Origin of the sequence: Dictyobacter aurantiacus (assembly GCF_003967515.1) — a bacterium.
Taxonomy (GTDB): domain Bacteria; phylum Chloroflexota; class Ktedonobacteria; order Ktedonobacterales; family Ktedonobacteraceae; genus Dictyobacter; species Dictyobacter aurantiacus.
In genome coordinates this window covers 261,090-287,918 of the sequence record NZ_BIFQ01000001.1, presented here as the reverse complement: position 1 = coordinate 287,918, position 26,829 = coordinate 261,090, and the positions used below count along the sequence as shown (strand labels likewise).

Here is a 26,829-nt window from a genome sequence, read left to right as displayed (position 1 = left end):
ACTACGGAATCCATTTTGACTAGCGGAACATATCGGTGGCACTATCGCGTGTCAACGTGTGAACGGTTCCCTCGGCTGGTGTATAGTGGTAGCCACGAATCAGCGCAACCGGAACTCGATCGACTTTCCCCATGACCAGTTCAGCGGCGGCGGACAGTTCATCGGCTACCGCGATCATGCTGGCGCGCATCTCATAGCCGTAGGCATCACGCTGTCCGCGATAATCAGCCATCGCCTCCATGCCCGCAACGCCGATGGCCATATTCACCTGCCCATTGCGCCAGGCGCGTCCCCAGGTATCGGAAATGATCACCGCGATATCCAGCGGTGGTTGTGTATCGGACAACGCCTGTAAACGGCCCCGGATCTGGCGGGCCGACTCATCAGAATCTACTGGCAACAATGTCAGGAACTCGCCACCCTCGACATTTGACTCATCAACGCCCGCGTTGGCACAGATAAAGCCATGATACGTCTCAGAGATCATTACGCCACGATCCATGCGCGCGATACGCTTACTCTCACGCAATACTACCTCTACATGGCGTGCATCCTTTTGATTGCGTTCTGCGAAAGCCTTCGCAAACTCTGATGGCTCAATCGTCTCTAGATTGACCAGGCGCCCCTCTGCTTTGGAAACAATTTTTTGCGTCACCACCAGTATATCGCCAGCTTCCAATGTTAGCTGTTGCTCTTGTAATGCTTTATAAATGAGAACTCCCAGGTCAATGCCCGGGTCGATCTCACCAATACCAGTAACTGGTATAATACGTAATTCTGTGCTCATAGGCCTCCTCGTGAAAACATTATATCCCCTCTGAAGAGGTCCTGCCAAGCAACAGCTACCCGGTCGCTCACAGTGAATGCTGATGCACGGGCAAAAGTATTATGAGCATGCGCTCGAAAAAGGATATTGTAAGGAGATAACGCCTTGCACCCTAACCATGCGTTTCGCCCAATCTGTTGACGATAGGATAGTGGTAGCTACGATCAGTGTATGTGAATGGGCGAAGATCTGATCCTGACTCATAGGTAACCAGTCAGCCGGCTGTCCTGGTTCGTGCTCATAACAATAGTTAGCCAGGCGAAAACCATTGTTTTGTGCTGCATACAGCGCATCATCATAGGTTACATTAGCGGCAAAATGGACATTGACATAGGTTCCCGCTTGCTTTTGGGTCAGTGATCCCATTGCTTCGGCTGGCAGTCTGGTGGGTATCATAGGGCAATGAAGAACTAAAGGGCGTTTAATGTTGGCAACTTCAGGATTGCTGAGTAGACGAGCCTGCCAATTGGCCGGGGTTAAAGGTGTTGACCTCGCCATGATTGTGGGCAAGTATGTATAGTAGGTTACTGTGGGCGTGGCTCCTATTTTTCCAGAAGTGCCCACGGCATGCGTGACCTTGAAGTAATCTTTCGAACCGATTGGCTGCCAGGGCAGAGTCGGTCCCGCGCATCCTATAGCGAGCTGCAGTCCCAGATTGGTTACGATACGTAAAGCTGTGGCATACGAGGTGGTGGCACGAAATGAGATAGCGCCTCCATCTGGTTGGGTGAGCCGCCTGGTGTCATTTACTGCTGGATGCGTAGCTACCGAGTGTGATCGAACAGGTTGCTGTCCCTGCTGCCTGCAGTTGGTTAATAGCAGCAGCAAACCACAAAAGATCACTGCGCTCACGGCGAGTCTGCGTAATGCATGAAAGCCGCGTTGTGGCGTGATCAAATGCTGCCTGACGTCATAATTACACATAACTTTATTTACCCTCCAGTGGATAGACATGCATTTACAGTGCGTTTAATGATTACAGTGAAGACGCATTTAGTATAAATGATGTTCCATCATTCGGAGGTATGTAAAGCCAGAGGTGCAATAATGATTAAGTAGTTGATCGGTGTCTGGTAGCGCATGGATAGAAGTAATATTCAGGCGTGGGAAGGATGTATGGTAGGTGAAACCGTTGCTCCTGAAATTGCGCTATATAGAGAGCAAGCGAAATTGCTTGTTTTATATAGACTGACTAGAGTGTGTTAATTAGTCACTTTTGTTACGAAGGATTGTGAGTAGCTGATATGTTTAAGACTCTGGGGCAATTACTGCTAGGTTCGATCTTTATTGTGGGTGGAGCAGGAGCGTTTGCTGAACCAGGTGGACGAGTACAAAAAGTGGAGGCCGCGGGTGTGCCGCAGCCACGGCAGGCTACCATTTTGAATGGAGCAGTGATGGTTGTCGCGGGTAGCACGCTGGCCGCGGGTGTGCTGCCAAAGCTCTCCGCGCTAGCGCTGCTTGGTTCATTGACAGCCACAACATTTGTGGGGCATCCCTTCTGGAAAGAAGAGACTCCCGCGGGCCGTGCCAATCACCAGGTACACTTTTTCAAGAACCTTTCTACACTGGGCGGCCTGTTGATGGTGCTTGCCAACAAAAATGATTAATGTATAGTGTACAATAAACATTGGTCAGTTGGTGCCTGAGCGGTCAAATGATAACACGGTGCGCCGCAACAGTTTTTTGAGACCGCATGGCAGAGACTATCGCCCGCAAGGTGCGGCCTACGAGCAACGCTGATAGATGAAAAGCTGGTTGTGGGCATCTTCTTGCGGGCATTTCCTGCGTCTTTGCAGGTTCCATATTGGACATATTTAAATACAAACGAAAGAAATCGCGATGCAAGAAGAACAGCATAAAGTAGCCATGGTTGTAGTTGCCCATCCCGATGACGCAGAGTTTGATTGCGCGGGTAGCGTGGCGCTGTGGGTGCGTGAGGGTTGGGATGTCTATTATGTTATCTGTACGGATGCCAGTGGTGGCGGTTCCGATAGCGCGACTGACGTCGGTCTGGAAGCAAGGCTGCGTGTAAGTCAGACTCGCATGAAAGAGCAGCGTGCCGCTGCCAGCATCCTGGGGGTGAAAGACGTCATCTTTCTGGGGTATCCTGATGGTCGTTTGCAGCCAGACCTGGATCTACGCCGTTCGATCGTACGCCAATTGCGCACCTATCGTCCCTCGCGTGTTATCTGCCAGTCACCTGAACGTACCTGGACGCCTGAATTGATCATTCCCCGCTATCATCCCGATCACCTGGCGGCCGGCGAGGCCACGTTATCGGCCATCTATCCCGCTTCCCAGAATCCCTGGGATTTCCCTGAACTGCTGGAGGAAGGATTGCAGCCGCACAAAGTTTCGGAAGTATACATCTCTGGTACGCCGGTGCAAAATCATAGCATTGATATTGCTTCAACTATCGATCTCAAGCTTGAGGCTCTGCGGGCGCACGACAGTCAGGTGGGAGAGAGCTTCGCCGAGCTCGAAAAATTTCTGCGCGACCTGAATGCCCAGATAGGCCAGAAGTACGGCTACAGTTATGGTGAAGAATTTCATCGTGTCGAGAACCGTTAGCTTGCGAACTTAAGCACTTGCATATTTCGACTCGTATATGGCATAATAACCACAAATAAAACCTTCGGGGCAGGGTGAAATTCCCTACCGGCGGTATGACAGGGCGTATAACGCTGTGTCGAGCCCGCGAGTTTGCCATTGATTGCTTCTTGATCAATGGCGAACAGATTCGGTGAGAAGCCGAAGCCGACGGTATAGTCCGGATGGGAGAAGGTTATAATGTGAACCAGTGTCATGCGTCTGACGGCATCGCCGTGGCGGATGGAGTGTTTTCGTATATTCACTCCGGCGCCTGGTTTAATCACATCTCCCTCTTATGTCCCCCTGGGTTAGTTAAATTGACATCTATCTTTTTTGCCTTTTTCAGAAAAGAGATGTCGGTATTGGCTAAGAACCGAGGGATATCAATTCTTATGAGTGCTACAACTTCAAGAACTGATAGCGCGCAACTGGATGTGCGCAAACATCGACGCGCCAGATCTGTTGAACTGGACGCAAAGAATGGTGGAGCAGCCCGGCGGGCGCGCTCCTGGAAAAAACTCAATACCGTCTGGAATTTTTTGCCTCCATTTGTTTTAGGGCTACTACTTTTGTTCGCCTGGTATATTACTACTGCTACCGGGCGCATTAACGCGTTTATCCTTCCACCACCTAAAGACGTGTTTGCCAGTTTGATTGATGGGTTGGTTGGAGGACTGTACTGGGAGCATATTCTTGTAACCGTGCAGGAAAGCCTGGCGGGCTTTTTATTGGGTGTGGTGGTGGCGTTGCCGCTGGGCTATGGGGTCGCCAAATCACGCTTCCTGGCCAATATGCTGCAGCCGTACCTATCGGCCGGCCAGGCGATCCCAGCTATTGTGCTCGCACCATTTCTGTTTCTCTGGTTTAATACCGGGCCATTGCCGGTAACGATCATCTGCATGCTGGTCGTGCTCTTCCCCATGGTCATCAACACCATCTTTGGCGTGCAGACCATTGATCGTGAGTTGCTGGACGCGGCGCGGCTAGAAGGTGCGGCGGGGCTCTCATTATTATCCTACATCGAGTTCCCGCTGGCGTTACCCGCCGTGCTGGCATCGGTGCGCACGGGTCTGACGCTCTCAATCACGGGAGCGCTGGTAGGGGAATTTTTCTGCAGCCCCGACAAGGGTCTGGGCGCCTTGATCCAGATGGCCCTGCATCAGTACAACATGTCCTTTATGTTCGCCACTGTAATCATCCTGGCCATACTGGCGGCCCTGTACTATAGCGCGACCTGGCTGCTGATTAAACTGGCGGATAGGATCTATTAATAAAAGGGAGCGCCACCGGGGAATGATATGCCTATGCATATTGTTCCCTTAACTGAGAAACAGTAGAACGCGTTAGACGCTCATGCTGTGCGTGTTGCTCAACCGGCAAACATCTTGTTGTAACCGGTAGAACAAGCACCTACCTGTTTACTATTCTCATGTCTTAAAACGAATTGAAAGGCAGAAACTACTTCGATGTCATTCATATCTCATCGTTTACCTGTGACCTGGAAACTGATAGCACTCGCTGTACTGTGCACCGTGTTATTGGCCGCCTGTGGAGAGGTGGGGACAACAAATAGCACCAGCAGCAACTCCGGCGGTAGCTCTGATAAATCGCTGAAGAATATTTCGATCGGGTTAGGATACAATCCGGATATCCAGTTTGCCCCTTTTTACGTTGCCCAGAGCAAGGGATATTATAAGGATGCGGGCCTGAATGTGACCTTCAACCACGGTATCGTCACCGATCTGATCGGCACCATGGCCGCGGGGAAGAACAACTTCGTGTTTGCCAGTGGCGATGAATTGCTGGTGGCCCATGATAAAAATAAAAGCCTGCAGGCGATAGATGTTTCGACTATCTTTCAGCGTTATCCTGTCAGCATCATTGTCCCCAAAGACTCCTCAATTCGCACTCTGGCTGATCTAAAAGGTCATTCTATTGGTGAGCCGGGACCCTTTGGGGCGACCCACACCGGGGTGCTCGCTCTGCTGCAGGCGGGCAAACTGACGCCATCTGATGTCAAGCTGCAATCGATCGGGTTCAACCAGGTTTCGGCTCTGATCACCCACAAAGTCGATGCCGTGGTTGGCTACTCCAATAATGAGCCCCTGCAACTGGAGCGGAATGGTTTTCATGTGCGCACCTTTGCGGTGTCGGATTACACGCCACTGGTCTCCAACGGCATCATTACCACCCAGGACACCTACACCAACCAGTCGCAGACGGTGCATTCCTTTGTCGAGGCCACCATCAAAGGACTGAAAGATGTCATTGCCGATCCCCAGAAAGCGGTGGATATCAGTAAGAGCTACGTGCCCGGTATGAATACCGATCAGGCGCTGGCGGTACTAAAGGCCACCATCCCGATTTACCAGGGCACAGGAAAGCTGGGGTATAACGATCCCGCGACCTGGCAATCGACCGAGCAGTTCCTGGTATCGCAAAAAATAATCGCCCCTGTGGATAATCTCTCACAGATCTACACCAATAAATAAGAGGCTAATTTGCTGTCCATCTGATGGCAAAACGGACCCCGCCGATCACCGGCGGGGTCCGTTTTTGTTGGTGCGTATAGGTCAGGCTGTGTAGATGGCGACATTTTTGAAGGAGACATCTGAACCTGAAGCAACGGTAAGACCGATGCTGCCACCGGTATTGCTATCACCGAAGTTGCCGCTGGCCGTTCCTTGCTGAACACCATTTACGTAGTAGATGAAGTTGTTCCCCTGGACAAGGATATCGATTGTGGCGGTATCGCTGTCCAGCTGGGTACCATGCAATCCAATCGAGGCCAGTTGAGATGGATTGCCATTTTTATCGGTGTAGGTCGTGGTCCAACTGGTGCTGTTAAACATAACGGTGTAGTAGCCGCCATCAGGTTTATAGCGGTAATAGAAGCCAAACTGGCTGCCAGGAGTGTTCAACTTTACCTGTGCCTGGATATAATAGCTATCGGGCAGCGTCTGTCCGTTGGGTAACTGGGTCAGGAATGTACCGGCGGCAGTGGATGAGGGACTCGATAGACGTAAATCGTCCGGTCCGCACACCGCCTGGATGCTTGTATCCTGCCACTTCGCCCCTTGAGGATCGCAAGTGCCTGGATAGTTGGTACCATAGATAAGGCTTCCCATGCCGCTCACTTTGGGATCAGGCAAAGGATATTTCGCGTGTACGGTCGTCGTCGGTGAAGGCGTAGCTGACTTGCTGGGATCAGTCTTGCCGATGTTGACCGCGGTGCCCGTGCCTGGTGATGAGGCCTGGGTAATGTCAGCTGGCTGGGAATGAGGCGAACCGCTGTGCTGGTTGCTGAAAATGATACTGGCGGTCGCGATAACGAGAACCACGGCCAGCACGGCGCCGGCGAGTGCCAGGTAGCGCGGCATGAGTACGCCAGGCTGACGGCGCCTGGCGTGAGAAAGCCGTTCGGGATAAACCTGGATCTGTGGCTGACGCAGCTCGTGAGCGGACTGGACCTGCGGTGGCTGTGAGCTGGCAGCTGGCAATGGTGATGGTGTTGGTTTGCCCACGGTCTCTGCCTCGCGGTAGTAGTGCGCCTCCGGTGGATCGACGGTAGGCGTGCCCGAGTGCACAGGCGCATGTGCCAGCGGTACCGCCAGGGTCTCCGGGAGAGCGTGATCGGCAATGGTAGCATCCATTTCGGTGATAACAGTCGGCATTGCCTGTAAGCGATTCTGTGTATGTTCGGAAAGGAGAGGTGTCACCTCGGCCTGTCTGGTTTCATCTTGCTCATCTGATCTATCACCGCTGGCATGCTCGACCTGCATGGTTGACATTGACGCTGGTGTCGCCTCTTCTTTTTGATCTGGCTGCCCCACTGCTTGAGCGAGCTTTTCATCATCAGACGTCACTGGTTCAAACGGCGTCTCGGATTCGTTTTCCATCTTCAATGGTGGTAAAAGCACAGGAGTGATATGTTCTCCAAGGGAGGGAGGCGCGACGCTGGGGAAGCGATCTCCCAGTGCTTCAGCCACGGCCTGGCGCAATGCCTGCGCGAAGACGCCAGCACTGTTAAAGCGATCGGCGGGAGATTTCGCCATCGCTTTCATTACCACCGCTTCGACATTCTTTGGGACCTGTGGATTAAAGCGCGTAATGGGTGGTGCCTGTTCCAGTGTATGTTTAATGGCCACGGCCACCGGAGACGTACCCGTAAAGGGCACACGACCGGCCAGCATCTGGTAGAGCACCACCCCTAAAGAATAGACATCGGTGCGATAATCAATGCTATTGCCGGTTCCCTGTTCAGGTGAAAGGTATTCCGGCGTTCCCACAATAGTGCCGATGCTGGTGAGGTGACCATTGGTATTTTCCTGATCGGTTACATCTTTGAGCATTTTGGCCAGACCAAAGTCGGCCAGCAGGATGCGGCCATCGGCGTGCAACAGAATATTGCCTGGTTTTAAGTCGCGATGCACAATGCCCTGTGCATGCGCACTATCCAGTGCGGCAGCCGCCTGTTCAATGATCGGAACCACCTCTTCCAGCGAAAGGATACCGCGCTTCTCAAGTACCTCACGCAGCGTTCCACCGGTAACATAGGGCATAACCAGGTAGGCAAGATCCCCCTGCTCACCATATTCATACACTGGCATAATATTGACATGATCCAGTGCCGCCACTGCATCTGCCTCGCGACGAAAACGGGCCAGAAACTCGTTACGTGATCGCTGCTCAAGAAGAAGGCCAGGTAAAAGTACTTTAACGGCCACGATTCTCCGTGGCCGTGATTGGCGCGCCAGATACACTGCACCCATACCACCGCGTCCGAGGAGACGTTGGAGTGTACATGTTCCGAGCGCTTGCCCTAGTAACTCATTGCTATCTGTTACCACGCTCGTGTTTCCTCTCAATGAAATAGATCAACTGGTTGGTAGTTTGCATGAGAAAGATTTCTAATTAAGGAGTGTAGCTTTGACATCCTGTCCAGCCCCTGGCAAATGTATTGGCCGATCTTTTCATTGTGGACAGAATCGTTGCAAGTGATTTCCTTAATGGCTCCTATTTTCCTGGTTTACTATTCATACCTTTTTACTATCAACTTTTGCTGTGCTTTTCCTATGTATATAAGGTACCATACTTTTTCCCGGGCCGTATGGCTGGAGAAAAGGTTGTGTGCGAAAAAAGTTATGGTTTTTTTTTCTTTGCCAGGAGGCGCTCACGCGCCCCTGTGCGCGCGGCCGCGCCGGTTTTGTTTATTAGTGCATCGGAGGTGCATTCGCGCCTCCGATGCACTAATAAACATGTGACCTTTGAGCACCGCAGGTGCTAAACCTCAGGTGGGCCGCAGGCGATGATAGAAGGTGAGATTGTGTTAGTTCTTAACCCATTATAATAGACGTTTCGTGTACGTCAACCTTGGCGCCGGGTGATAGAGCCCGGTACTAGAGGTTGAAAGAGGCGACATAATCTCAGCAGATTGGATCCTCTGGCGGTTCTGTGTGTATGACGACGGTGTTGAGATTGGGGTATGAGCGGCGTAGGGCGCGTTTGATTTTTTCTGCGTCAATATGGACCTGACTGAGGGGCGCATGTGCATCGAAAATTGCATGCAAAACAAGATCTAATTCGGGTGCCCCTTTTGTACCATGACCCCCTACTTCTGCTACTAATCTATGCGGCCGGTAGAGGTGGATATCATGGGCACTTCCTGCGCCAGCGATCCCATCGGCGATGCGGCACATTCTGGCGGCCATCTCTGGGTACTGTATCGTGACATCCTGGCGCTGCACGATATTTTCATCGGGCGCTTCCAGGTGGGTGGTTACACGGCGCAGCTGTCTATTGTTCTGGAGCAGGGCCTGTTCTAATTGCGTGGCGATGGTATGGGCCTGTTCCAGATTCATATCGGCATGGACCTCGACATCAAAGTCAGCTTCGAGCTTACCGGCGACCTCCCGCACATGGATATCATGTGCATGTACCCCATGGCGTTCCGCCTGGTAATGAATTTGATCAGTGACCGTCTCTTTAGGAGAGGTAACCGGTTCGACGTGTACCACCACATCGATGTCATCCACGGCTGAAAAGGTATGTGCCTCGTCCGTTGTTTCACCCTCGACCAGATCGCTCAGATGGTGAATCTGCTCAAACGTCAGCGTGCGTGGAGCCGATATAATCACATCCGCGAAACATCTGTTGCCCGCGCGACGCACACGCACGCGCCTCACCTCTATCACATCATCCAGTCTGGTCAGTCGTTGTTTGATCTGGGTCGCCAGCGCGCCTGGAGAATGATCGAGCAGGGCATCGATGGTCTCACGTGCCAGTTGCAAGCTTACCCAGATCACAATGCCCGAGACGCCAAATGCGGCAATCGCATCTGCCTGGGCTAGCCACGCTGGCCAATGAAAGAGATTTGTCAGGTAAACGACCAGCAGGCCAAAGATCACGACCGCCGAGCTCCAGACGTCGGTACTGAAATGCAGTGCATCTGCCTCCAGCGCCTGGCTTCCCAGCTTTCTGGCGACGCGCAGCAACACGCGTGAACGGGTCACATCAACCGCAATCGAAATGAGCATGACCACAAAAGCCCAGATGCTGGCATCGACATGGCCCTCGTGATAGAGTAAACGGCGAGAGGCCTCAATGATTACCCAGATGGCCGTGCCCAGCAGCAGCAAGGCCTCTAAGAAAGCGGAGAGATTTTCAACCTTGGCATGGCCATAGTTATGATTGGCATCGGCGGGACGATCGGCGACGCGTACTGCGAAAAACGTCATCAGCGCCGCTACCAGGTCCAGACCCGAGTGGGCCGCCTCGGCCATAATACCCAGACTCCCGGTAAGAACCGCGACCAGAATTTTCAAGCCTGTCAAGCCGATGGCTGCCATTACCGACGACATGGCGGCCAGCGTCTTTTCCCGCTGGGCACTCTTTGAAAGTGACATGCTCTCGGACTGCCTCCTCTATCAAAAAAGCGTATGCTTGCTCGTGCCTGCTCTTCCAGGCACATCGTTCCCCATTTTACTCGATGCAATGATCCACGGCAAGAATTTTTTGTAAAATGTTTACCCTCATCTTATCGGGGTACTTGCGCGCCTCCACACAGGCGTCCGCGTGCGCGGCCGCATTGGTTTTGTGATTTGATGCATGGGGAGCGCTTAGCTCTCCCCATGCATTAAATCACAGTGAGCTCCTGAGCATCACAGGTACGAAGGCTCAAGTGTGCTCTGGACGATAATCATGAGAGTAACCACTTTTTATAGAATGATTCACGCAAAAAAATTTAATTGGGGGCGAGATCGAATAGGCGTACAGTCGGATATGGTTAATAGTGCTATATGATTATACTACTACCATAAAAAATATGAATTGACACAGACATGTTATGCTGTTATGCTGTTGATAACAACTTGATATATAAAGACTGACCCGCGATGATCAAACTCAGTATGAGATTGGGAGCCAACAGAGATCCGACGCCTGGTGAGAGTTCGGAACGGTGTACCCACTCAGAACCCCTTTGTGAGCGGCTATCCGAAGAAAGTCCTGGTTGAAAAATTCGCTCGATGTGTCTCTTTTTTCTCGTGCCAGCCTTTTTAGTAAATAGAGAGACTGTGAAGGGCAAATGAAAGAAAAAGGGCAGCGTGCCAGGGCAAGTAGGACAGATGGGTGGCTCCCATGCAGCACAACAGCTAGAAAGAGTGGTCTTTCCACCTTCGCTACACTGTGGTACGAGGAGAGTAGTTGTTTAAGCAACTTCTCAGATAAATGTGGAAGACAAACTGGGTGGTACCACGGGAGCAACAATGGCTTTCGTCCCTTGCAGAATGAAGTATAAGGGATGAAGGCTTTTTTTATTGGTAAAAGTTTTTTGCGAGGTGGACGGCAATGACGACTGTTTCTATTGTGAATGTAACAAGCTATACAGGATCGGAACTGCTGCGTTTATTAGCGCAGCACCCTGATTTTGTGGTGACCTCTGTAACCGGGCGTAGTACCGTAGGGAAGCGCCTGGAAGAGGTATTCCCCTATCTGCGCGCGGGCATCCCTACCCTGGAGGGTCAGCAGCCAGCAATAGATCCAGCGCTCGTGATTACTGAAGAGCCTGCTCAGACCGACCTGGCTTTTGTGTGCCTGCCGCACGCGGCGGCAGGCGAAGCCGTGATCAAGTTGTTGCAGCGTGGAACAAAGGTGGTGGATCTCTCGGCCGATTTCCGGCTACGTGACGTCGTGACCTATGAAGAATGGTACAAGCATACCCATCCGGCGCCAGCCCTGCTGGAGAACGCGGTCTACGGTCTATGCGAAACCTATCGCGAGCAGATCCGAAACGCCAGCCTGGTAGCCAATCCGGGCTGCCATACCACCACGTCGATCCTTGCTTTGAGCCCTGCCTTTGCCGCCGATATCATTCGACCCGACGTCATCATTGACTCGAAGACCGGCATCAGTGGTGGTGGGCGCAATCCGAGTGCGGCCTATCACTTTCCTGAGGCCGATGAAGATGTAAGCGCTTATGGCCTGTCCGGCCACCGGCACATGCCGGAGATCGCGCAAGAACTGACGGCGGTCGCCGCCGCCCATGGCCATCCTTTTGAGAAAGCGTTACGTATTACATTTGTCCCGCATTTAATGCCGATGACGCGCGGTATTCTCGCTACCTGCTATGCTGACCTCAAGGAAGGCGAAAATGGGGCCTTGCCAGCAACCACCGAGATCCGCGCACTCTATGAACAGTACTATGCCAATGAACCATTTGTGCATGTGGTCGATCAACCGCCGCACACCAAATGGACCTATGGAAGCAATCATTGTTTTATCTATCCTATTGTTGATCAGCGAGCAAAACGGTTGATCGTCGTTTCCTGTCTGGATAACCTGGTCAAAGGAGCGTCCGGGCAGGCGATCCAAAACGCGAACCTGCTCTATGGATTGCCAGAGACAACCGGTTTGTCCTCGCTAGGCGTACATCCATAATACTTTTTACATCACATATAAGATTTTTTTGCAATCATCTATTCTGAGGAGTACAGTTTATGGCAATCTCATTTTCACGCACCCCAGAGGGTGATGTTATCAGCGACCATCATCTTATCGCACAGGTACTGGGTGAAGCGCTGCCGTATATTGACTTTTTAAAGGGCAAAACGCTGGTGATCAAACTGGGTGGGAGCACCCTGGAGCATCAGCGTTCGGTTCTGCAAGACATCATCTGGCTGCGTGCGCTGGGTGCTTACCCTGTACTGGTGCATGGTGGGGGTCCTTATATCAATGAATGGCTGACAAAGCTCAATCTGCCGACCCGTTTCGTCAATGGATTGCGCGTCACCGATGCGGCCACACTGGAAATTGTGCGCATGGTGTTGCTGGGCCAGGTGAACCAGGGCCTTGTTCTGATGGCATCGCAGATGGGTGGCAAGGCCATTGGCCTCTCTGGAACCGATGGCGGTATGGTGCGGGCGCATATGATAGATGAGCGTCTTGGTTTTGTGGGTGAGGTCGACTCGGTGGATCCGACGCCAGTGGAAGCCCTGTTAAAAGATGGCTATATTCCGGTTGTGGCCCCGCTGAGTGAAGGGCCAGATGGTACCTGCCTGAACATCAACGCCGACCTGGTGGCGGCACACCTGGCGGGCGCGTTAAACGCCGAGAAGCTCATCTTTTTAAGCAATGTAGCCGGCATCTGTGGCTCCGATGGCAACCTGATCTCCGAACTGCGCGAATCTGATGCCAGAAAGCTCATTGATGAGGGCGTGATTCATGGCGGCATGATTCCAAAGGTGACGGCCTGCCTGGACGCACTGGTCGCGGTACCTCGCGTCCATATCGTAGATGGTGGGGATTCCCACGTCCTGCTGCGCGAGCTGTTCACCGATAAGGGTGCGGGCACAATGATTATTCGCTAGCCACGGCACAACGAGCATAGTCGTCAAAGGGGACAGCCAGGAGATCGTTGGCTGTCCTTTTTTGTGCCGTCTGCCCGTACGTTTATCGCCAAGCTCGCACCGGGATGATACACTATCTTTGAGATAGGTATTACCGAGAGTGGCCGAGTGTGTTTAAACAATTGAAAGGGATGTCTTGAGCAACGTTGTTGTATTTGATTTAGATGGTGTCATTACCAGTGAAGAGGCCTACTGGATTACGGCGGGCCTGGTGCTTCACGAAATCGCATATAGTCCTCGCTACTGGAATTTGCACAGGGTTGAAAGCTATGTGCCACCAGCCACAGCTGAAGATTGTGACCGTTTAAGCCACGAGGTATTGCCGGTAGAGATCATGCTGGGCTTTAAGGCCCGCTCGATTAATTCTAACTGGGATACCTGTTATGCCGCGGTCAGCGTCTGCCTGGTTGATTTACTGTCCCGGCTACCCGATCGCTCCGCTTTATTTCCGCTGCAGCCCTGGGATGCCCATTGGGTTGAGCGCTTCCGTCGGTCCCTCGGTCAACTGGAGGGTGAAGAGGTGTCTATCAGGTCCTGCTATGAGCTACTGAAACAAGCTCCTTTTCAAAATTATAGTGGTTTTGAGCTTTTTGAGCGCCTGAATCAGTATGCCAGCGAGCTTCTTGGCCAGCCAGTTGAAGGGGTCTTCGCCCGCTACAGTCCTTTCTGGAAACTGTGCCAGGATCTGTTTCAGGAGGCGTACCTGGGTGATCAGTTGTTTGAGCAGGAATATCATCACGCCCCTTCGCAACCGGCTCGTTATGGATGTATCTACCTGGAGAAGCCTATTCTGGACGTTGAGGTGCTGCGCGCGACATTGCAGACCCTGCGTAAGCAGGGGTATACGCTGGGTGTGGCTACCGGCCGACCGGGACGTGAGGCCATTGTTCCGCTCCAAAATTACGGCCTGTTCGAATATTTTGATCCCGCACGTGTAATGACTCACGCCGAGGTCGCGCAGGCCGAAGAGCGTTTGCGGAGTCGGGGAGATAACACCTCGCTGGTCAAGCCCCATCCGTATCAATTTTTAGCCGCCGCTGATCCAGCGTATCAACCGCACCAGCCGCTGCCTGCACGCGGTAGCTTCATTGTAGTCGGCGATACCACCAGCGATGTACGCGGAGGACATGCGGCCGGAGCCCTGGTCATCGCTGTTCTGACCGGTGCCATGACCCTGGAAGCGCGTCGCCTGCTGGAAGAGAGCCAGCCCGACTTTATGATCCCCGATGTCACCAGGGTACCAGAGCTACTGCAGCGCCTGGATGACCTGGCGACGATTCAGCGCATGCAGTTTCTGGAGCGCGACAAGGCTGAAGTATTATTGAAGCGCTGGTTTATGCACCATATGGACCTGGACGTGGACGAGGTGCGTTTGACCCCTAAAGCGGTCTCGCTCAACTCCTTCAATGGCGTGTATCGATTGGGGGCGGAAGAGTACTTCTTTAAGACGCATGTAGAAGAGCAGGGTATCCTTGAAGAGTACTATCACGCCGAACTCCTGCACAAAGCTGGCTATAACATCGTACGACCGCTGCGGACCGTGCACGAAAAGGGTCAGCAGATGGTCATTTATCCGGTAATCGGCGCCCCGGTAATGTTTGACCTGATGAGAGCCGTCGAGACTGGCGACACCTCGCAGGCGGATGTAGAATTGTTGGCGGCGACCGAGCGACGTGAATGCGAGCGCCTGCTAGAGATTTATCGCTCTACCCTCAAAGAGAGTACAGCCGAGGAACACGCGCAGGCTCCCATTCACCAGTTGTTCTGGCATCGTCTGACCGGTGGACGGCTGGCCAGTTTCTATGAAGACAAATGGTTTCCTTTGCCCGATCAGCCGCAGTCAGAAGAAAAGGGACTATCCTTTGCTGATTTGTTACAGTATGAATGGATGATCAATGGTGAAGAGATAGGCGTATATGGCCGAACGCTGGGACAGCTGCTAGAACGAGCAAAAGATGTATTGGATCCCTCCCAGGCAGGGTTAACCGTTATCGGTCATGGTGATGCTCACTTTGGCAATGTTTTCCTGGAGCAGCAGACGCATTATCAGTACTTTGATCCAGCCTTTGCCGGGCGGCATACACCCCTGCTGGATATCGTCAAACCGTATTTTCATAATGTGTTCGCGACCTGGATGTACTTTCCAAAGGAGATTGAGCAGGAGCTTTCTATCGCTGTAGAGGTGCGGGATAAAAAGATCATCGTCGAGCATAACTATGTCCTGACACCAGTGCGGCAGGCCATACTGGACGCCAAGAGAACCTATCTATTGCCACAACTGATCGAGCTCCTGCGTGAGCGGCACGCGCTGCCAGAGAACTGGGAAGAGATCGTGCGACTGGCCTTGCTGTGCTGTCCCTTGCTGACCGTTAACCTGTTAGATGACACAAAGCGATCGGCCGCCATTTGCTGGCTGGGACTCTCACAGGTCGTGCAGATGGGGAATATTCCGATCCTTTAAGAAAGGGTCTGACCCCTGTCACCTGGGGGCACGTGAGCGCCCCCACACGCGCGTCCGCTGCGCAGCCGCGCTGGTTTTATGTGTTGGTGGAACAGGGGCGCATTTGCGCTCCTGTTCCACCAACACACCATGGACTCGTAAGCACCATGGGTGCGAAAGTTCAAACGTTCCGCAGGTGATGATCATGAGAATAAGACATATTCTAAATAAAAAACCGGGAAGAGTGGTTGATTTTATGTCAGGAGGGTTCTAGCATGATTGCTATCATCGATTATGGCGCGGGAAATATTCACAGCATTGAGAAGGCGCTCGAGCATGTAGGCGCGCAGGTGCAGGTGACGGATGATCCCCAGGTAGTAGCGCAGTCACAGGCTGTGGTGCTGCCGGGAGTGGGTTCCGGGGGGGCGGCTATGGCGCGTATGAGCTCGCGCGGACTGGACAGGGCGATTCGCGAAGCCACGTTTCAGGGCAAACCATTTTTAGGCATCTGCCTGGGAATGCAACTGCTGGCGGATCACCACGAAGAGGGTGAAGTGGAGGGCCTGCGCCTGTTTCGCGGCTCGGTGCGCCGGATTCCACATGGTCCCAAGATACCTCACATGGGATGGAACCAGATTCAGACCCTGCAGCCAGACCAGCCTATTTTCGCCGGGCTGCCAGCCGACGCGTACTTCTACTTCGCGCACTCATATTATGTTGAGCCGCAGGACCAGACCGGCGTAGCCGCCGTGACCGACTATGGCTCTCCATACTGTAGCGTGATTGCCACCGATCAGGTCTGGGGCACACAATTTCATCCCGAGAAGAGTGGTGATGTTGGGCTGCAACTGCTCAACAATTTTGTAAAATGGGTGAAGCAATGATCATTTTACCTGCGATTGATATTAAGGATGGGCGCTGCGTGCGCCTTTTTCAGGGAGATTACGCGCAAGTAACCACCTATGATACCGATCCGGTACAGGTGGCGCTACGCTGGCAGGAGGCGGGAGCCTCCTGGCTGCACCTGGTTGATCTGGACGGGGCGAAAGAGGGCTATCCCGTCAACGCCGAATTGATCAAGCGTATCCGGGCGGTGACCACCATGCATATCGAGGTCGGTGGTGGAATGCGCACGCCAGCGCAGATTGAGCAGGTGCTGGGATTGGGTGTAGACCGCGTTATTCTGGGGACGGTTGCCATCACCAACCGGGACCTACTGCGGCAGGCGGTGGAGCGCTGGGGTGAGCGCATCGTCGTGGGGTTGGACGCGCGCGACGGGCTGGTCGCCATCTCCGGTTGGCTGGAGACCTCGCAGGTCGCTGCGGTCGATCTAGCTCGCGAGTTGGAGGCGCTGGGTGTTCAGCGTTTCGTCTACACCGATATCGCCCGCGATGGCGCCCTGACGGGTCCCAACCTGAAAGCGCTTAACGAGATGCGGCAGGCGGTAACAAGCGCCCTTATCGCATCCGGTGGTGTCAGTTCGCTGGCCGACCTGCGAGCTTTATCACACAGCGGTGTAGAAGGTACTATTGTAGGCAAAGCCATCTACACGGGGGCGGTCGACCTCGCGGCAGCGATTGGCGAAATAGAGAAGAGGTAAACACTATGCTCACCAAGCGTATTATTCCCTGCCTGGACGTCATGAATGGACGTGTCGTCAAGGGGGTCAGCTTTGTCAATCTGCGCGACGCGGGTGACCCAGTCGAACTGGCAAAATTATACAATCAGGAAGGCGCGGACGAAGTCACCTTCCTTGACATCACTGCATCGTATGAAAACCGGGCCACCATGCTCGATGTTGTACGACGGACCGCGGAACAAGTGTTTATCCCGGTCACAGTCGGGGGAGGTATCCGCTCTGTTGAAGATATCCGCGCGACCCTGGGAGCGGGTGCCGATAAAACCTCGCTCAACACCGCGGCCGTCCAGAATCCACAACTGATCACCGCGGGCTCCGAGCAATTTGGGGCGCAGTGCATCGTGCTGGCCATAGATGCACGCTCCAATTCCGACATGCCCAGCGGCTACGAGGTCTATGTGCACGGGGGACGCACGCCCACCGGAATGGATGTATTGGAATGGGCGCAGCGCGGCGTCGAGTTGGGCGCTGGCGAGATTCTGCTGACCAGTATGGACCGGGATGGCACCAAGAGCGGCTATGATCTAACGCTCAACGCGAAAGTATCCGCCGCCGTGACGGTACCAGTGATCGCTTCGGGTGGCGTTGGCACGCTGGAGCATATGTATGAGGGTGTTACCCGTGGAGGTGCCGATGCGGTGCTGGCGGCCTCAATTTTTCACTTCGGTGAATTTCGAGTGCGCGACGTCAAGCACTACTTGCAAACAAAAGGGGTAATAGTACGACCATGCTGAAATTTGATAGCCAGGGCCTGATTCCGGCCGTAATCGTAGATGACACCACCGGAGACGTCCTGCTGGTTGCTTTTATGAATCAGGAGGCCTACCAGCTTACCCGCCAGACCGGCCAGACCCATTTCTTTAGCCGCTCACGCAACAAAATCTGGCATAAAGGTGAGCAATCGGGAAATATGCAGGAAGTACGAGATATCTTCATCAATTGCGAAGAGAACAGCCTGCTGATCCGCGTCCAGCAGCATGGCGAGGCCGCCTGCCACGAAGGATACCACAGCTGCTATTACCGACGTATCCTGCCCGATGAGAGTTATGAAACCGTGGCTGAACGCATCTTTGACCCGGAAGACGTGTATGTATCTGAACAGAGCGAGGACGAGCCTGTTATCCCCGAGGACGGTCAATCGCAGACGCCATTAGAGCTTGAGCAAGCACTGCGCCGACTCTATAGCGTGTATGTGTTGTTGCGTGATGAGGATCATACCACGACCTCTAATACATCGCGCCTGCTGCATGAAAAGAATCACAGTTTCCTCGTAGGGCGGCTGGCCGATGAACTGGGGGAACTGGTGGGTGTGCAAACAGGTGAACACGTCCATACCGGCGTGCAGGAGGATACCACGTTGGAGGGGAGCCAGGTAGGATACTGGCTGTTCTTACTGGCGGCCATCAATCAGATGGAATATGATGATTTTAACCCGCACGCCGCCATCCTGCAGGGCTTTATCGCGCAGTATAGCGAGAACCAGGTAAACGAGCTACGTCAGAAAGCGGTTGAAGCTCTCTCCTCCCAGGAGTCAACGCAATACGTTCGTGGCCTCACCGCTGGCTTTGCTCTCATCGGCTGGGCCTGTGTCTCCGCCGGAATCAGTCCCCTGGCCCCTGTCGAATACGACCTGGTACAGATGCGCCGCAAAGGATTAGTGGAGTAAACTCAAATTTTTATAATGATGCATAGGATGCGCATCTGCACATCCCATGCATCATTATAAAAATTTGAGTTTACATATAGTGAGGGGTCCATCCGAGATTGAGTGTCAGGTGGACCCCTCACATTTCTCGAGAAGGAAAAAATGCAATAGTGATATAATGGTATGTAAATTTACCGAGCTGAGCGGAGGGTGTATGAAGTATGAGGCCGTAATATTTGACCTGTTCGGGACGCTGGTAGATAACTTTCCACCGATAGCTTTCAGGCAACTATTGACCCAGATTGCCGATGTATTGCAAGCGCCTGCGGAAGAATTTATTCATATCTGGAATGGTGAGCTCTGGCCCAGGCGCGTGCGTGGTGAGTTCGCTACCATGCACGAAACCTTCCGCTATGTCTGTGCCCGTCTGGGTGTAGAGCCTGGAGAAGAACAGCTAGAACAGGCGGCGCGCATGCGCTACGACTATTCGCGCCGTTCCCTGGTACCGCGCGTGGACACGGTAGAGACGCTGCGCTGTTTGAAAGAGGCCGGTTATGCTCGCGCACTGATCAGTGACTGTTCGATGGAGATTCCCCAGCTATGGGAAAGTTCGGCTCTGGCACCCCTGATTGATGTACCGATCTTCTCGTGTGTGGTTAAATTAAAGAAGCCGGATCCACATATCTACGCGCTGGCCTTTGAGCGTCTGGGGATTCCCGCCGAGCGCTGCCTGTATGTGGGAGACGGGGGGAGCCGTGAGCTGACCGGTGCGACAGACGCTGGTATGCAGGCGGTGCTCATCTGTGCGCCGCATGAAAAGGAAAAGGGACACGGTGAACACCAGCAAGAGGTAGATGGCTGGCAAGGGCCACGCATCGAAACTGTAAAGGAAGTTCTGGCTCTGGTGGACGAAACTTTAGAGGTTTAGAAGGGGTGAACTGGCAGGATGGCTATTCATGCTGTGATTTTTGATCTGGGTGGAACGCTGATTGACTGGCCCGATTGGGATGAGGATGTACTGCGTCGCTGGGGATTATCATATGACTATCTCCGCGCCAAAGCGCCTGATCGAGATTGGCCAGCGAAGGAATGTTATGTTGATGCGATGCGCGGGGCTGAACTGGCTCACTGGCAACGCGTCAACACGATTCAGGCCAGTGCCACGCCGGAAGAAGTGCTGCAAGAAGGTTTTCAGACTCTGGGCTGTACCGTTAGCGATGCTGAATTGCGGATAGCGCTTGACGGTTATGGTCAGGCCGTCAATGGTTGGGCGATGGTCTTTCCCGATGCCGTCCCGACCCTGCTCAGCCTGCGCAAGCAGGGATATCGGATTGGCCTGCTCTCCAATACCTGGTGGGCAGCGGCCTGGCATAACTCCGACCTGGCCACGCACGGTCTGGACAGCTTGCTGGACGTTGTGTTGTATACCTCTGAGCTTCCCCACTCCAAGCCGCATCCCGAAGTATTTCGCATCGTAAGCAAGTTGCTGGAGGTTGATCCCTCTGAGTGCATTATGGTTGGTGATCGCCTGGTCGACGACGTCTCAGGAGCTTTAGGGGCAGGTATGCGCGGCATCTGGAAAAAGACCCCTTATCCATGGCCCGAGCCTGCTCATATTCAGCCAACGGCCATTATTACCCATCTCGCTGAGCTGTTGCCCCTGCTCGAAACTCTCAACATGCAATAACGCTCAAAGAGCGTGTTTGACTTCCATCATGTTTGTGCCCCATGCGCGCCCCCGCACGCGCATCCGCTATGCGGCCGCACTGTTTTTGTGTATTGGTGCATCGTGTGCGCAGATGCGCACACGATGCACCAATACACACCATGGACTTGTGAGCACCATAGGTGCGAAAGTTCAGGTGTGCTTTGGCGTTTAAATGGTGGGCAGGAACTTTGGCTTCTGACGAGCCCTGGTTTTTTGTTCGAAAGCGTAGGCGAGCTTGATCAGGGTGGGCTCGCTGTAGGCGCGGCTCATAAAAGTGATGCCCACCGGGAACTCCTGGACATGTCCTGCCGGGACGCTGATCGCAGGATAGCCAGCCATGGCAGCGGGCTGTGCGCTACTGCCTGTATAGTGATCGCCATTCACATTATCGATATACCAGGCCGGGCTGCAGGTCGGCATAACGAGGGCATCCAGCTGATACTGATCCATAATAGCGTCGATGCCTTCCTGGCGAGAGAGGCGATGGCTCTCGGCCAGAGCCTGAATATATGCCGGATCGTCGATACCGGCGGTTGCTTCAGCCTCGATGAACAGTTCGTGCCCAAACAGGCTCAACTCCTGCTCAGCATGCGCTTCATTGAAGGCGATCACTTCAGCCAGGTTGTGAACGGGTGACTCCAGTAGCTCACCCAGGTAAGTATTGAGATCGGCCTTCAGATCCGTGACCAGCACCACGTTCTCGGCCGATGAAGATTCCATCTGTTTCGCGGTGGGGATATTGGCCGGATCGATCAGGATCGCGCCCGCCTCCTGAAGTGCCTGCAGAGCTGATTCGATCAAGCGGGTGGCTTTTGGGCTGTAGCCAAAGTAACCTTCGCGTGGCACGCCGATGCGTGCCCCTTGCAAAGCATTCGCATCCAGGAACTGCGTATAGTTGGTATGGTATTTCCCCTTGCTTTCGGAGGTCATCGTATCACGCGCATCCACGCCGACGATTGCGCCTAGCAGGATAGCGGCATCGGCTACCGTGCGCGCAAAGGGTCCGACGGTATCCTGATTATGTGAGATCGGAATGACGCCTGCCCGACTGGTTAAGCCAACGGTAGGTTTAATGCCGACCACATCACAGATCGAAGCCGGGCAGAGAATCGAGCCATCCGTTTCGGTGCCCAGAGAGACCGTTGTCAGATTGGCGGCGACCGCCACTGCTGAACCTGAACTGGAACCGCAGGGAGTACGATCCAATACATAAGGATTGCGTGTCTGCCCACCACGGCCACTCCAGCCACTGATCGACGACCGCCCACGCAGATTAGCCCACTCGCTCAGATTGGCCTTGCCCATAATGATCGCGCCGGCCGCGCGCAACTTCTGCGCCACAAAGGCGTCTCGTGGTACTCGCGCACCAACGAGGGCCAGCGAGCCCGCCGTCGTCTGCATCTTATCCGCCGTGGCGATATTATCCTTAATCAGCACCGGAATGCCATGCAGAGGACCGCGTATGCCCTGGCTGACGCGTTCCTGGTCCAGGGCATCCGCGATTTCCAGAGCCTCTGGATTCAGCTCAATCACTGATTTCAGGGTGGGGCCATTTTGATCGAGGGTATGGATACGTTCTATGTAGTATTCAACCAACTGGCGGGCTGTCAGTTTGCCGGCGGCCATAGAAGCCTGTAGCTCATTAATGGTAACTTCTTCCAAATGCATGAATGTACCTGCTATATTCCATTGGTTAAGTGCGAAGCCATGTTCGCGGGATAAAATAAATGAGATGCAAAAAATGATGTTGTGCCGCGAGGGCACAACATCATTTTTTTGATGACGGCTATGACGAAAGATGGGTATTGTCCCGGACATTATTGCCAAGAACAACCTCGATAGTATAGTTCTCAAGCTTTTTACTGGACTCGGGCGAGATGCGCTCGCGATAGACCTCCTCAAAGGAAGGGTAGTCGCGCTGGCTGATCGAGAGCAAGAGGTTCGAGGCCAGTGTCTCGACCATGATCTCCTGCTGATATGGCTGCAGAATATGCGCCAGTTCAACCTCGGTGTAGAGCGCCACCCCGATATGGTCCTCGATATTGAAGCCGGCTTTTTTTCGCATATCCTGTATGAAGTGGATCAGGTCGCGCACCATCCCTTCCTCACGCAACTCGGGCGTGATGGTAGTCTCCAGGGCAGCGATATAGCCACGTTCTTCAGCGGTCACAAATCCCGGTCGTGCAGTGGCCAGGATGGAAACCTCATCAGCGGTAAGGCTAACTTCTTTATCGGCAACCGTAAAGGTCAGGGTGCCGGTCGTATTGAGCTGGGTTGCAGCCTCCTGCGCCTCGTGGGCCGATAGACCTTTGAGGTGAGCCAGGATCTTCTGAACCAGCGGTCCATACTTGGGTCCCAGGATCTTCACCTGCGGCCGCACCGTGTAGGCCAGCATATCGCTATCCGCGCTGATCAGCTCCAGACTCTTGATATTCAATTCCTCCAGCACCTGTTCGCTCAGGCGCTGCAGGGCCTCCTCCTCCGCGCCGGTGGGCACGTGGACGTAGAGCGCGTTCAAGGGTTGGCGCACGCGGATCTGTGCCTTCTCACGGGCGGCGCGACCCAGCCCAACGATACGCATCACCAGGTGGGTCTCGTTGGTCAGCTTCTCATCGATCAGCTCGGGACGGACCTCAGGCCAGTCCTGCAGGTGGACGCTCAACGGTGCCTGCTCATCGACGCTGCGCACCAGATTCTGATAGAGCTCCTCAGTCAGGAAGGGCATAAAGGGAGCCAGCAGGGTGATCATCGTCGTCAGGCTCTCATAGAGAGTCAGGTAGGCGCCGACCTTATCATCATCCAGTTGCGACTTCCAGATGCGCTCGCGGCTCCGGCGCAGATACCAGTTCGAGAGATCCTCCAAGAAGCCCTGGATAGCCTCGGCTGGCTTCGTCGTGTCGTACTGCTCCAGGCCGCTGGTCACCTCGCGGATGGTCTGATGCAGCTCCGAGATGATCCAGCGATCCAGCTCACTGCGTCGCGCCACTGGCAGTTGATGCTGCGCCGGATCGAACTGATCGATATTGGCATAGGTAACAAAGAACCAGTAGACGTTCCAGATTTTATCCAGTGTACGGCGCGTCAGCATCCACTTCTCGCTCAGGCGCACCGGAACGCCCTTCGCGCGAGCCTGCTCCACAGCCGCCAAACTGGGGATCGCCGGGAAGTTCAGGTTCTGCTCGGGCACATGGTTGCTATAGAGCCAGCGCATGGTATCCGAACCGACGCTCTCGGCCGCATCGTCGAAGACGACCATGTTGCCCTTGGACTTATGCATCGGCGTGCCGTCTTCCGACATCAGCGTGGCATAGCCAAACAGGGTCTGGAATGGTGCCTTCTTCTGCAGCACCGTACTCATGACCAGCATCGAATAGAACCAGTTCCTGAACTGGCCCGGGAAAGACTCGGTAACAAAGTTGGCCGGGAACCACTGCTGCCACTTCTCATGATTGGTGAGATAGTTGAGCGTCGAATAGGGAACGATACCCGCGTCCAGCCAGGGATTGCCCACATCTTTGATGCGCGAGACCTCGCTGCCGCAATGTTTACAGGCGATCTTGACCTCGTCGATATACGGACGGTGTGGAGTATGGCCTTCAAACTTCTCCCAGCCAGCGACGGCACGCTCCTTCAGTTCCTCCTGGCTACCGATGACCTCAAAATTGCCGCATTTTGGACAATCGAAGATCGGCAGGGCCAGTCCCCAGTAGCGTTTCTTGGAGATCATCCAATCGTCCATATTGCGCAACCAATCCATCTCACGATCGAAGCCAAAGGACGGGATCCACTGGATCTGGCGTACCACATCCATGATCTCGTAGCGCAGGTTCTCCATCGAGATGAACCACTCATCAACCAGGCGGAAGATCAGCTCGGTCTTACAGCGCCAGCAGGTAGGGTAGCGGTGCTTATACTTTTGAGAGCGATAGAGCAGGCCCTTCTGGGTCAGGTTCTCCGCCACCAGGTCTGCCACCTCAGCGGTATGCTTGCCCGTCAGCCAGTCAAAGCCTTCTTTGTAGACGCCAAACTCATCGACCGGGGCCACCACCGCCAGGCCAAATTCTTTGGAGAGACCAAAGTCCTCGCGACCGCAGCCAGGAGCGATATGCACGATGCCGGTTCCCTCGGTCGCATTAGCCTCTTTCCAGGGGACCACGGTATGCGCCACATCCTTCTCGGCGGGCAGCTCATCGAAGGGACCGCGATACTTCCAGCCGACCATATCAGAGCCCTTCAGGGTCTCTACCACCTTATAGTCGCCCTTATCATGTCCCTTGAGCGCTTTCAATACCGAAAGCAGCTGCTCAACCAGGTAGTAGTACTCCCCATCCTGCTCAACCTTCACGTAGGTCAGGTCGGGATTAACGGCCGCCGCCACATTGGCCGCCAGCGTCCAGGGAGTCGTGGTCCAGGCCAGCAGATACTCGCCCGGGCGATCCACCAGGGGGAAGCGGACATACAGGCTCAGGTGGGTCAGATCTTTATAGCCCTCGGCCTCCATCTCCATATTTGAGATGCCGGTCGCGCAGCGCGGACACCAGGGCATCACATCGCGCCCCTTATAGATCAGGTCGCGCTCCTGACACTGCTTCAAAAAGTGCCAGATGGTATAGTTATTCTCATCTGAGAGCGTAAAGTAATCGTTGCCCCAATCCATCCAATAACCGAGGCGAACCGACTGCTCGGTCTGACGCTTCGAAAATGTGAAAACGCGCTCCTTACATTTTTCAACAAAGGCCGCGATCCCATATTTCTCGATATCGCGTTTGGTTTGCAGGCCCAGGTCCTGCTCAACGTTTACCTCGACCCACAGGCCCTGGCAGTCGAAACCATTCTGATAGCGCTGCTTGTAGCCTTGCATCGTCTTAAAGCGCTGATACAGATCTTTATAGGTGCGCCCCCAGGCGTGATGGACGCCCATGGGATTATTGGCGGTGATGGGACCATCCAGGAAAGAATACTTTTTGTCGCTATTCTCATTGCGTTTCAGATATTGCTGACGAACATTCTGCTCGTCCCACCAATGCTGGATGGCATGCTCCAGTTGTGGATAATCGACGCGATCGGCCGCCACAACCGGTTTGAATACACTAGATTTTACTGACACAGTGTCCTCCTCTGCGTTCACAGCTATATCGAGATAGCCTCGCAGATGAATATAGCAGCTGTAGAATAACTACCTTGATAAATCCAAAAAGAATATTTATTGTCGAGAATCGAGCATAATCTCCAGACGTTTGTTGATTCTGCCCTTATTCTCTGTTTTTGTAATATGAATGCCGCCCACCTCGCGGGTATGGTTCACGTGCGTTCCGCCATCGGCCTGCAGATCGAGGCCGACTATTTCAACGATACGTATCTCCTCCATCTCGGGTGGCAAGAGATTGACCCTGGTGCGTACGAGATCGGGAATAGAGAATGCCTTCTCGCGTGGCAGAGTATAGACCCGGATGGGGTAGTCTGCCTGTATTGCCTCGTTTACTTTCTCCTCAATGTAGGCGATGCGCTCTTTATCCAGGTTTTCCATGGCGAAATCCATGCGCGCGCGATCCGGGTACATCTGTCCTCCCGTCACCTGGACATTGAACTCTTTCCAGATGACGCCGCACAGGATATGGAGCGCCGTATGGGTACGCATCATTTGATAGCGGAAATCCCAATCGATGGTACCAACAACTTCCGTGCCGATAGGAGGAGGTGGATAGTCCAGGGTATGCCAGACTACATCGTCGCGTTTATGCATGGCGATCACGCTGGCGGGATAATCCTGCCCCGGCCAGGTAATCATACCTCGATCGGCCATCTGCCCACCGCCGCCGGGATAGAAGACGGTAGCATCCAGCGCGATATCATCACCCTCCACAGCCACAACCGTGGCTGTACACTCGTACGTGAAACTGTTTATATGGTAAAGGAGTTTGGTTTTCATCTGTAATTTCCTTTTCCTCAACAAAAAACCCCTCGCCCGACAAAGGGACGAGAGGAACTCCCGTGGTACCACCCTGATTAGCCTGGCATGGCACTTCCATGGCCTGGCTCACTCAATACACATATTCCGGACAGTTCCCCAGCGA

General features: G+C 53.8%; 20 protein-coding genes, 1 riboswitch and 1 other annotated feature (1 of these 22 cut by a window edge). Of the genes, 13 read left to right on the top strand and 7 right to left on the bottom strand.

What is annotated here, in order from left to right; translation table 11 throughout:
* Positions 1–19: 19 nt before the first annotated feature.
* Complete coding sequence (gene cofE, locus KTT_RS01185) at positions 20–787, bottom strand: coenzyme F420-0:L-glutamate ligase (protein WP_126594247.1); 768 nt, start codon at positions 785–787, stop codon at positions 20–22.
* 99 nt (positions 788–886) lie between these two features.
* Positions 887–1,750, bottom strand: coding sequence for a hypothetical protein (locus tag KTT_RS01180; RefSeq protein WP_126594246.1), 864 nt, complete (start codon positions 1,748–1,750; stop codon positions 887–889).
* A 320-nt stretch (positions 1,751–2,070) separates the two neighbouring features.
* Here KTT_RS01180 and KTT_RS01175 point away from each other — a divergent pair, with 320 nt between their 5' ends.
* From KTT_RS01175 to KTT_RS01160, 4 genes are all read left to right on the top strand, one after another.
* A complete protein-coding gene (locus KTT_RS01175; protein WP_126594245.1) occupies positions 2,071–2,433 on the top strand; it encodes a DoxX family membrane protein in 363 nt (120 codons plus the stop codon).
* A 232-nt stretch (positions 2,434–2,665) separates the two neighbouring features.
* Positions 2,666–3,397 (top strand): PIG-L deacetylase family protein, encoded by a 732-nt coding sequence (locus KTT_RS01170; RefSeq protein WP_126594244.1) that lies wholly within the window; start codon positions 2,666–2,668, stop codon positions 3,395–3,397.
* Between the two features lie 56 nt (positions 3,398–3,453).
* Positions 3,454–3,616, top strand: a riboswitch (FMN riboswitch).
* A gap of 194 nt (positions 3,617–3,810) precedes the next feature.
* Positions 3,811–4,689 (top strand): ABC transporter permease, encoded by an 879-nt coding sequence (locus KTT_RS01165; RefSeq protein WP_160145563.1) that lies wholly within the window; start codon positions 3,811–3,813, stop codon positions 4,687–4,689.
* Positions 4,690–4,884: 195 nt separating this feature from the next.
* Entirely contained in the window at positions 4,885–5,910 is a 1,026-nt protein-coding gene (locus KTT_RS01160; protein WP_126594242.1) for an ABC transporter substrate-binding protein, read from the top strand.
* Positions 5,911–5,991: 81 nt separating this feature from the next.
* Here KTT_RS01160 and KTT_RS01155 read toward each other — a convergent pair whose 3' ends face one another.
* Together KTT_RS01155 and KTT_RS01150 are read right to left on the bottom strand one after the other, a co-directional pair.
* Complete coding sequence (locus tag KTT_RS01155) at positions 5,992–8,268, bottom strand: protein kinase domain-containing protein (RefSeq protein WP_126594241.1); 2,277 nt, start codon at positions 8,266–8,268, stop codon at positions 5,992–5,994.
* Positions 8,269–8,844: 576 nt separating this feature from the next.
* Positions 8,845–10,323 (bottom strand): cation diffusion facilitator family transporter, encoded by a 1,479-nt coding sequence (locus KTT_RS01150; protein ID WP_126594240.1) that lies wholly within the window; start codon positions 10,321–10,323, stop codon positions 8,845–8,847.
* Positions 10,324–11,266: 943 nt separating this feature from the next.
* Between KTT_RS01150 and argC the strand changes: the two genes are divergently transcribed.
* The 9 genes from argC to KTT_RS01105 all read left to right on the top strand — a co-directional run bounded on the left by argC (position 11,267) and on the right by KTT_RS01105 (position 20,734).
* Positions 11,267–12,355, top strand: coding sequence for an N-acetyl-gamma-glutamyl-phosphate reductase (argC, locus tag KTT_RS01145; protein WP_126594239.1), 1,089 nt, complete (start codon positions 11,267–11,269; stop codon positions 12,353–12,355).
* Between the two features lie 59 nt (positions 12,356–12,414).
* Positions 12,415–13,284: an acetylglutamate kinase gene (gene argB / locus KTT_RS01140; protein WP_126594238.1), complete on the top strand. Its 870-nt coding sequence runs from the start codon at positions 12,415–12,417 to the stop codon at positions 13,282–13,284.
* Between the two features lie 175 nt (positions 13,285–13,459).
* Positions 13,460–15,784 (top strand): HAD family hydrolase, encoded by a 2,325-nt coding sequence (locus KTT_RS01135; protein ID WP_126594237.1) that lies wholly within the window; start codon positions 13,460–13,462, stop codon positions 15,782–15,784.
* A 254-nt stretch (positions 15,785–16,038) separates the two neighbouring features.
* Positions 16,039–16,647: an imidazole glycerol phosphate synthase subunit HisH gene (gene hisH, locus KTT_RS01130; RefSeq protein WP_126594236.1), complete on the top strand. Its 609-nt coding sequence runs from the start codon at positions 16,039–16,041 to the stop codon at positions 16,645–16,647.
* The gene (gene hisA, locus KTT_RS01125) at positions 16,644–17,363 is read left to right on the top strand and encodes a 1-(5-phosphoribosyl)-5-[(5-phosphoribosylamino)methylideneamino]imidazole-4-carboxamide isomerase (protein WP_126594235.1); all 720 of its coding nucleotides are present in this window, start codon (positions 16,644–16,646) and stop codon (positions 17,361–17,363) included. Before hisH ends, hisA begins: the two co-directional genes overlap by 4 nt.
* Positions 17,364–17,368: 5 nt before the next feature.
* On the top strand, positions 17,369–18,136 hold the full coding sequence (gene hisF / locus KTT_RS01120; RefSeq protein ID WP_126594234.1) for an imidazole glycerol phosphate synthase subunit HisF: 768 nt from the start codon (positions 17,369–17,371) through the stop codon (positions 18,134–18,136).
* Positions 18,130–19,068: a phosphoribosyl-AMP cyclohydrolase gene (gene hisI, locus KTT_RS01115; RefSeq protein WP_126594233.1), complete on the top strand. Its 939-nt coding sequence runs from the start codon at positions 18,130–18,132 to the stop codon at positions 19,066–19,068. The genes hisF and hisI overlap by 7 nt, the downstream gene beginning before the upstream one ends.
* A 193-nt stretch (positions 19,069–19,261) precedes the next feature.
* Positions 19,262–19,975, top strand: coding sequence for an HAD family hydrolase (locus tag KTT_RS01110; protein ID WP_160145562.1), 714 nt, complete (start codon positions 19,262–19,264; stop codon positions 19,973–19,975).
* An 18-nt stretch (positions 19,976–19,993) separates the two neighbouring features.
* Positions 19,994–20,734, top strand: coding sequence for an HAD family hydrolase (locus tag KTT_RS01105; RefSeq protein ID WP_126594231.1), 741 nt, complete (start codon positions 19,994–19,996; stop codon positions 20,732–20,734).
* A 189-nt stretch (positions 20,735–20,923) separates the two neighbouring features.
* On the opposite strand, the gene KTT_RS01100 is transcribed toward KTT_RS01105, so the two are convergent.
* The 3 genes from KTT_RS01100 to KTT_RS01090 all read right to left on the bottom strand — a co-directional run bounded on the left by KTT_RS01100 (position 20,924) and on the right by KTT_RS01090 (position 26,684).
* The gene (locus tag KTT_RS01100) at positions 20,924–22,423 is read right to left on the bottom strand and encodes an amidase (protein ID WP_126594230.1); all 1,500 of its coding nucleotides are present in this window, start codon (positions 22,421–22,423) and stop codon (positions 20,924–20,926) included.
* A 118-nt stretch (positions 22,424–22,541) separates the two neighbouring features.
* Positions 22,542–25,862: an isoleucine--tRNA ligase gene (gene ileS, locus KTT_RS01095; RefSeq protein WP_126594229.1), complete on the bottom strand. Its 3,321-nt coding sequence runs from the start codon at positions 25,860–25,862 to the stop codon at positions 22,542–22,544.
* 96 nt (positions 25,863–25,958) lie between these two features.
* Positions 25,959–26,684 (bottom strand): alanyl-tRNA editing protein, encoded by a 726-nt coding sequence (locus tag KTT_RS01090; protein ID WP_126594228.1) that lies wholly within the window; start codon positions 26,682–26,684, stop codon positions 25,959–25,961.
* A gap of 40 nt (positions 26,685–26,724) precedes the next feature.
* Positions 26,725–26,829 (bottom strand) — a binding site (T-box leader); it runs 264 nt beyond the window's last position.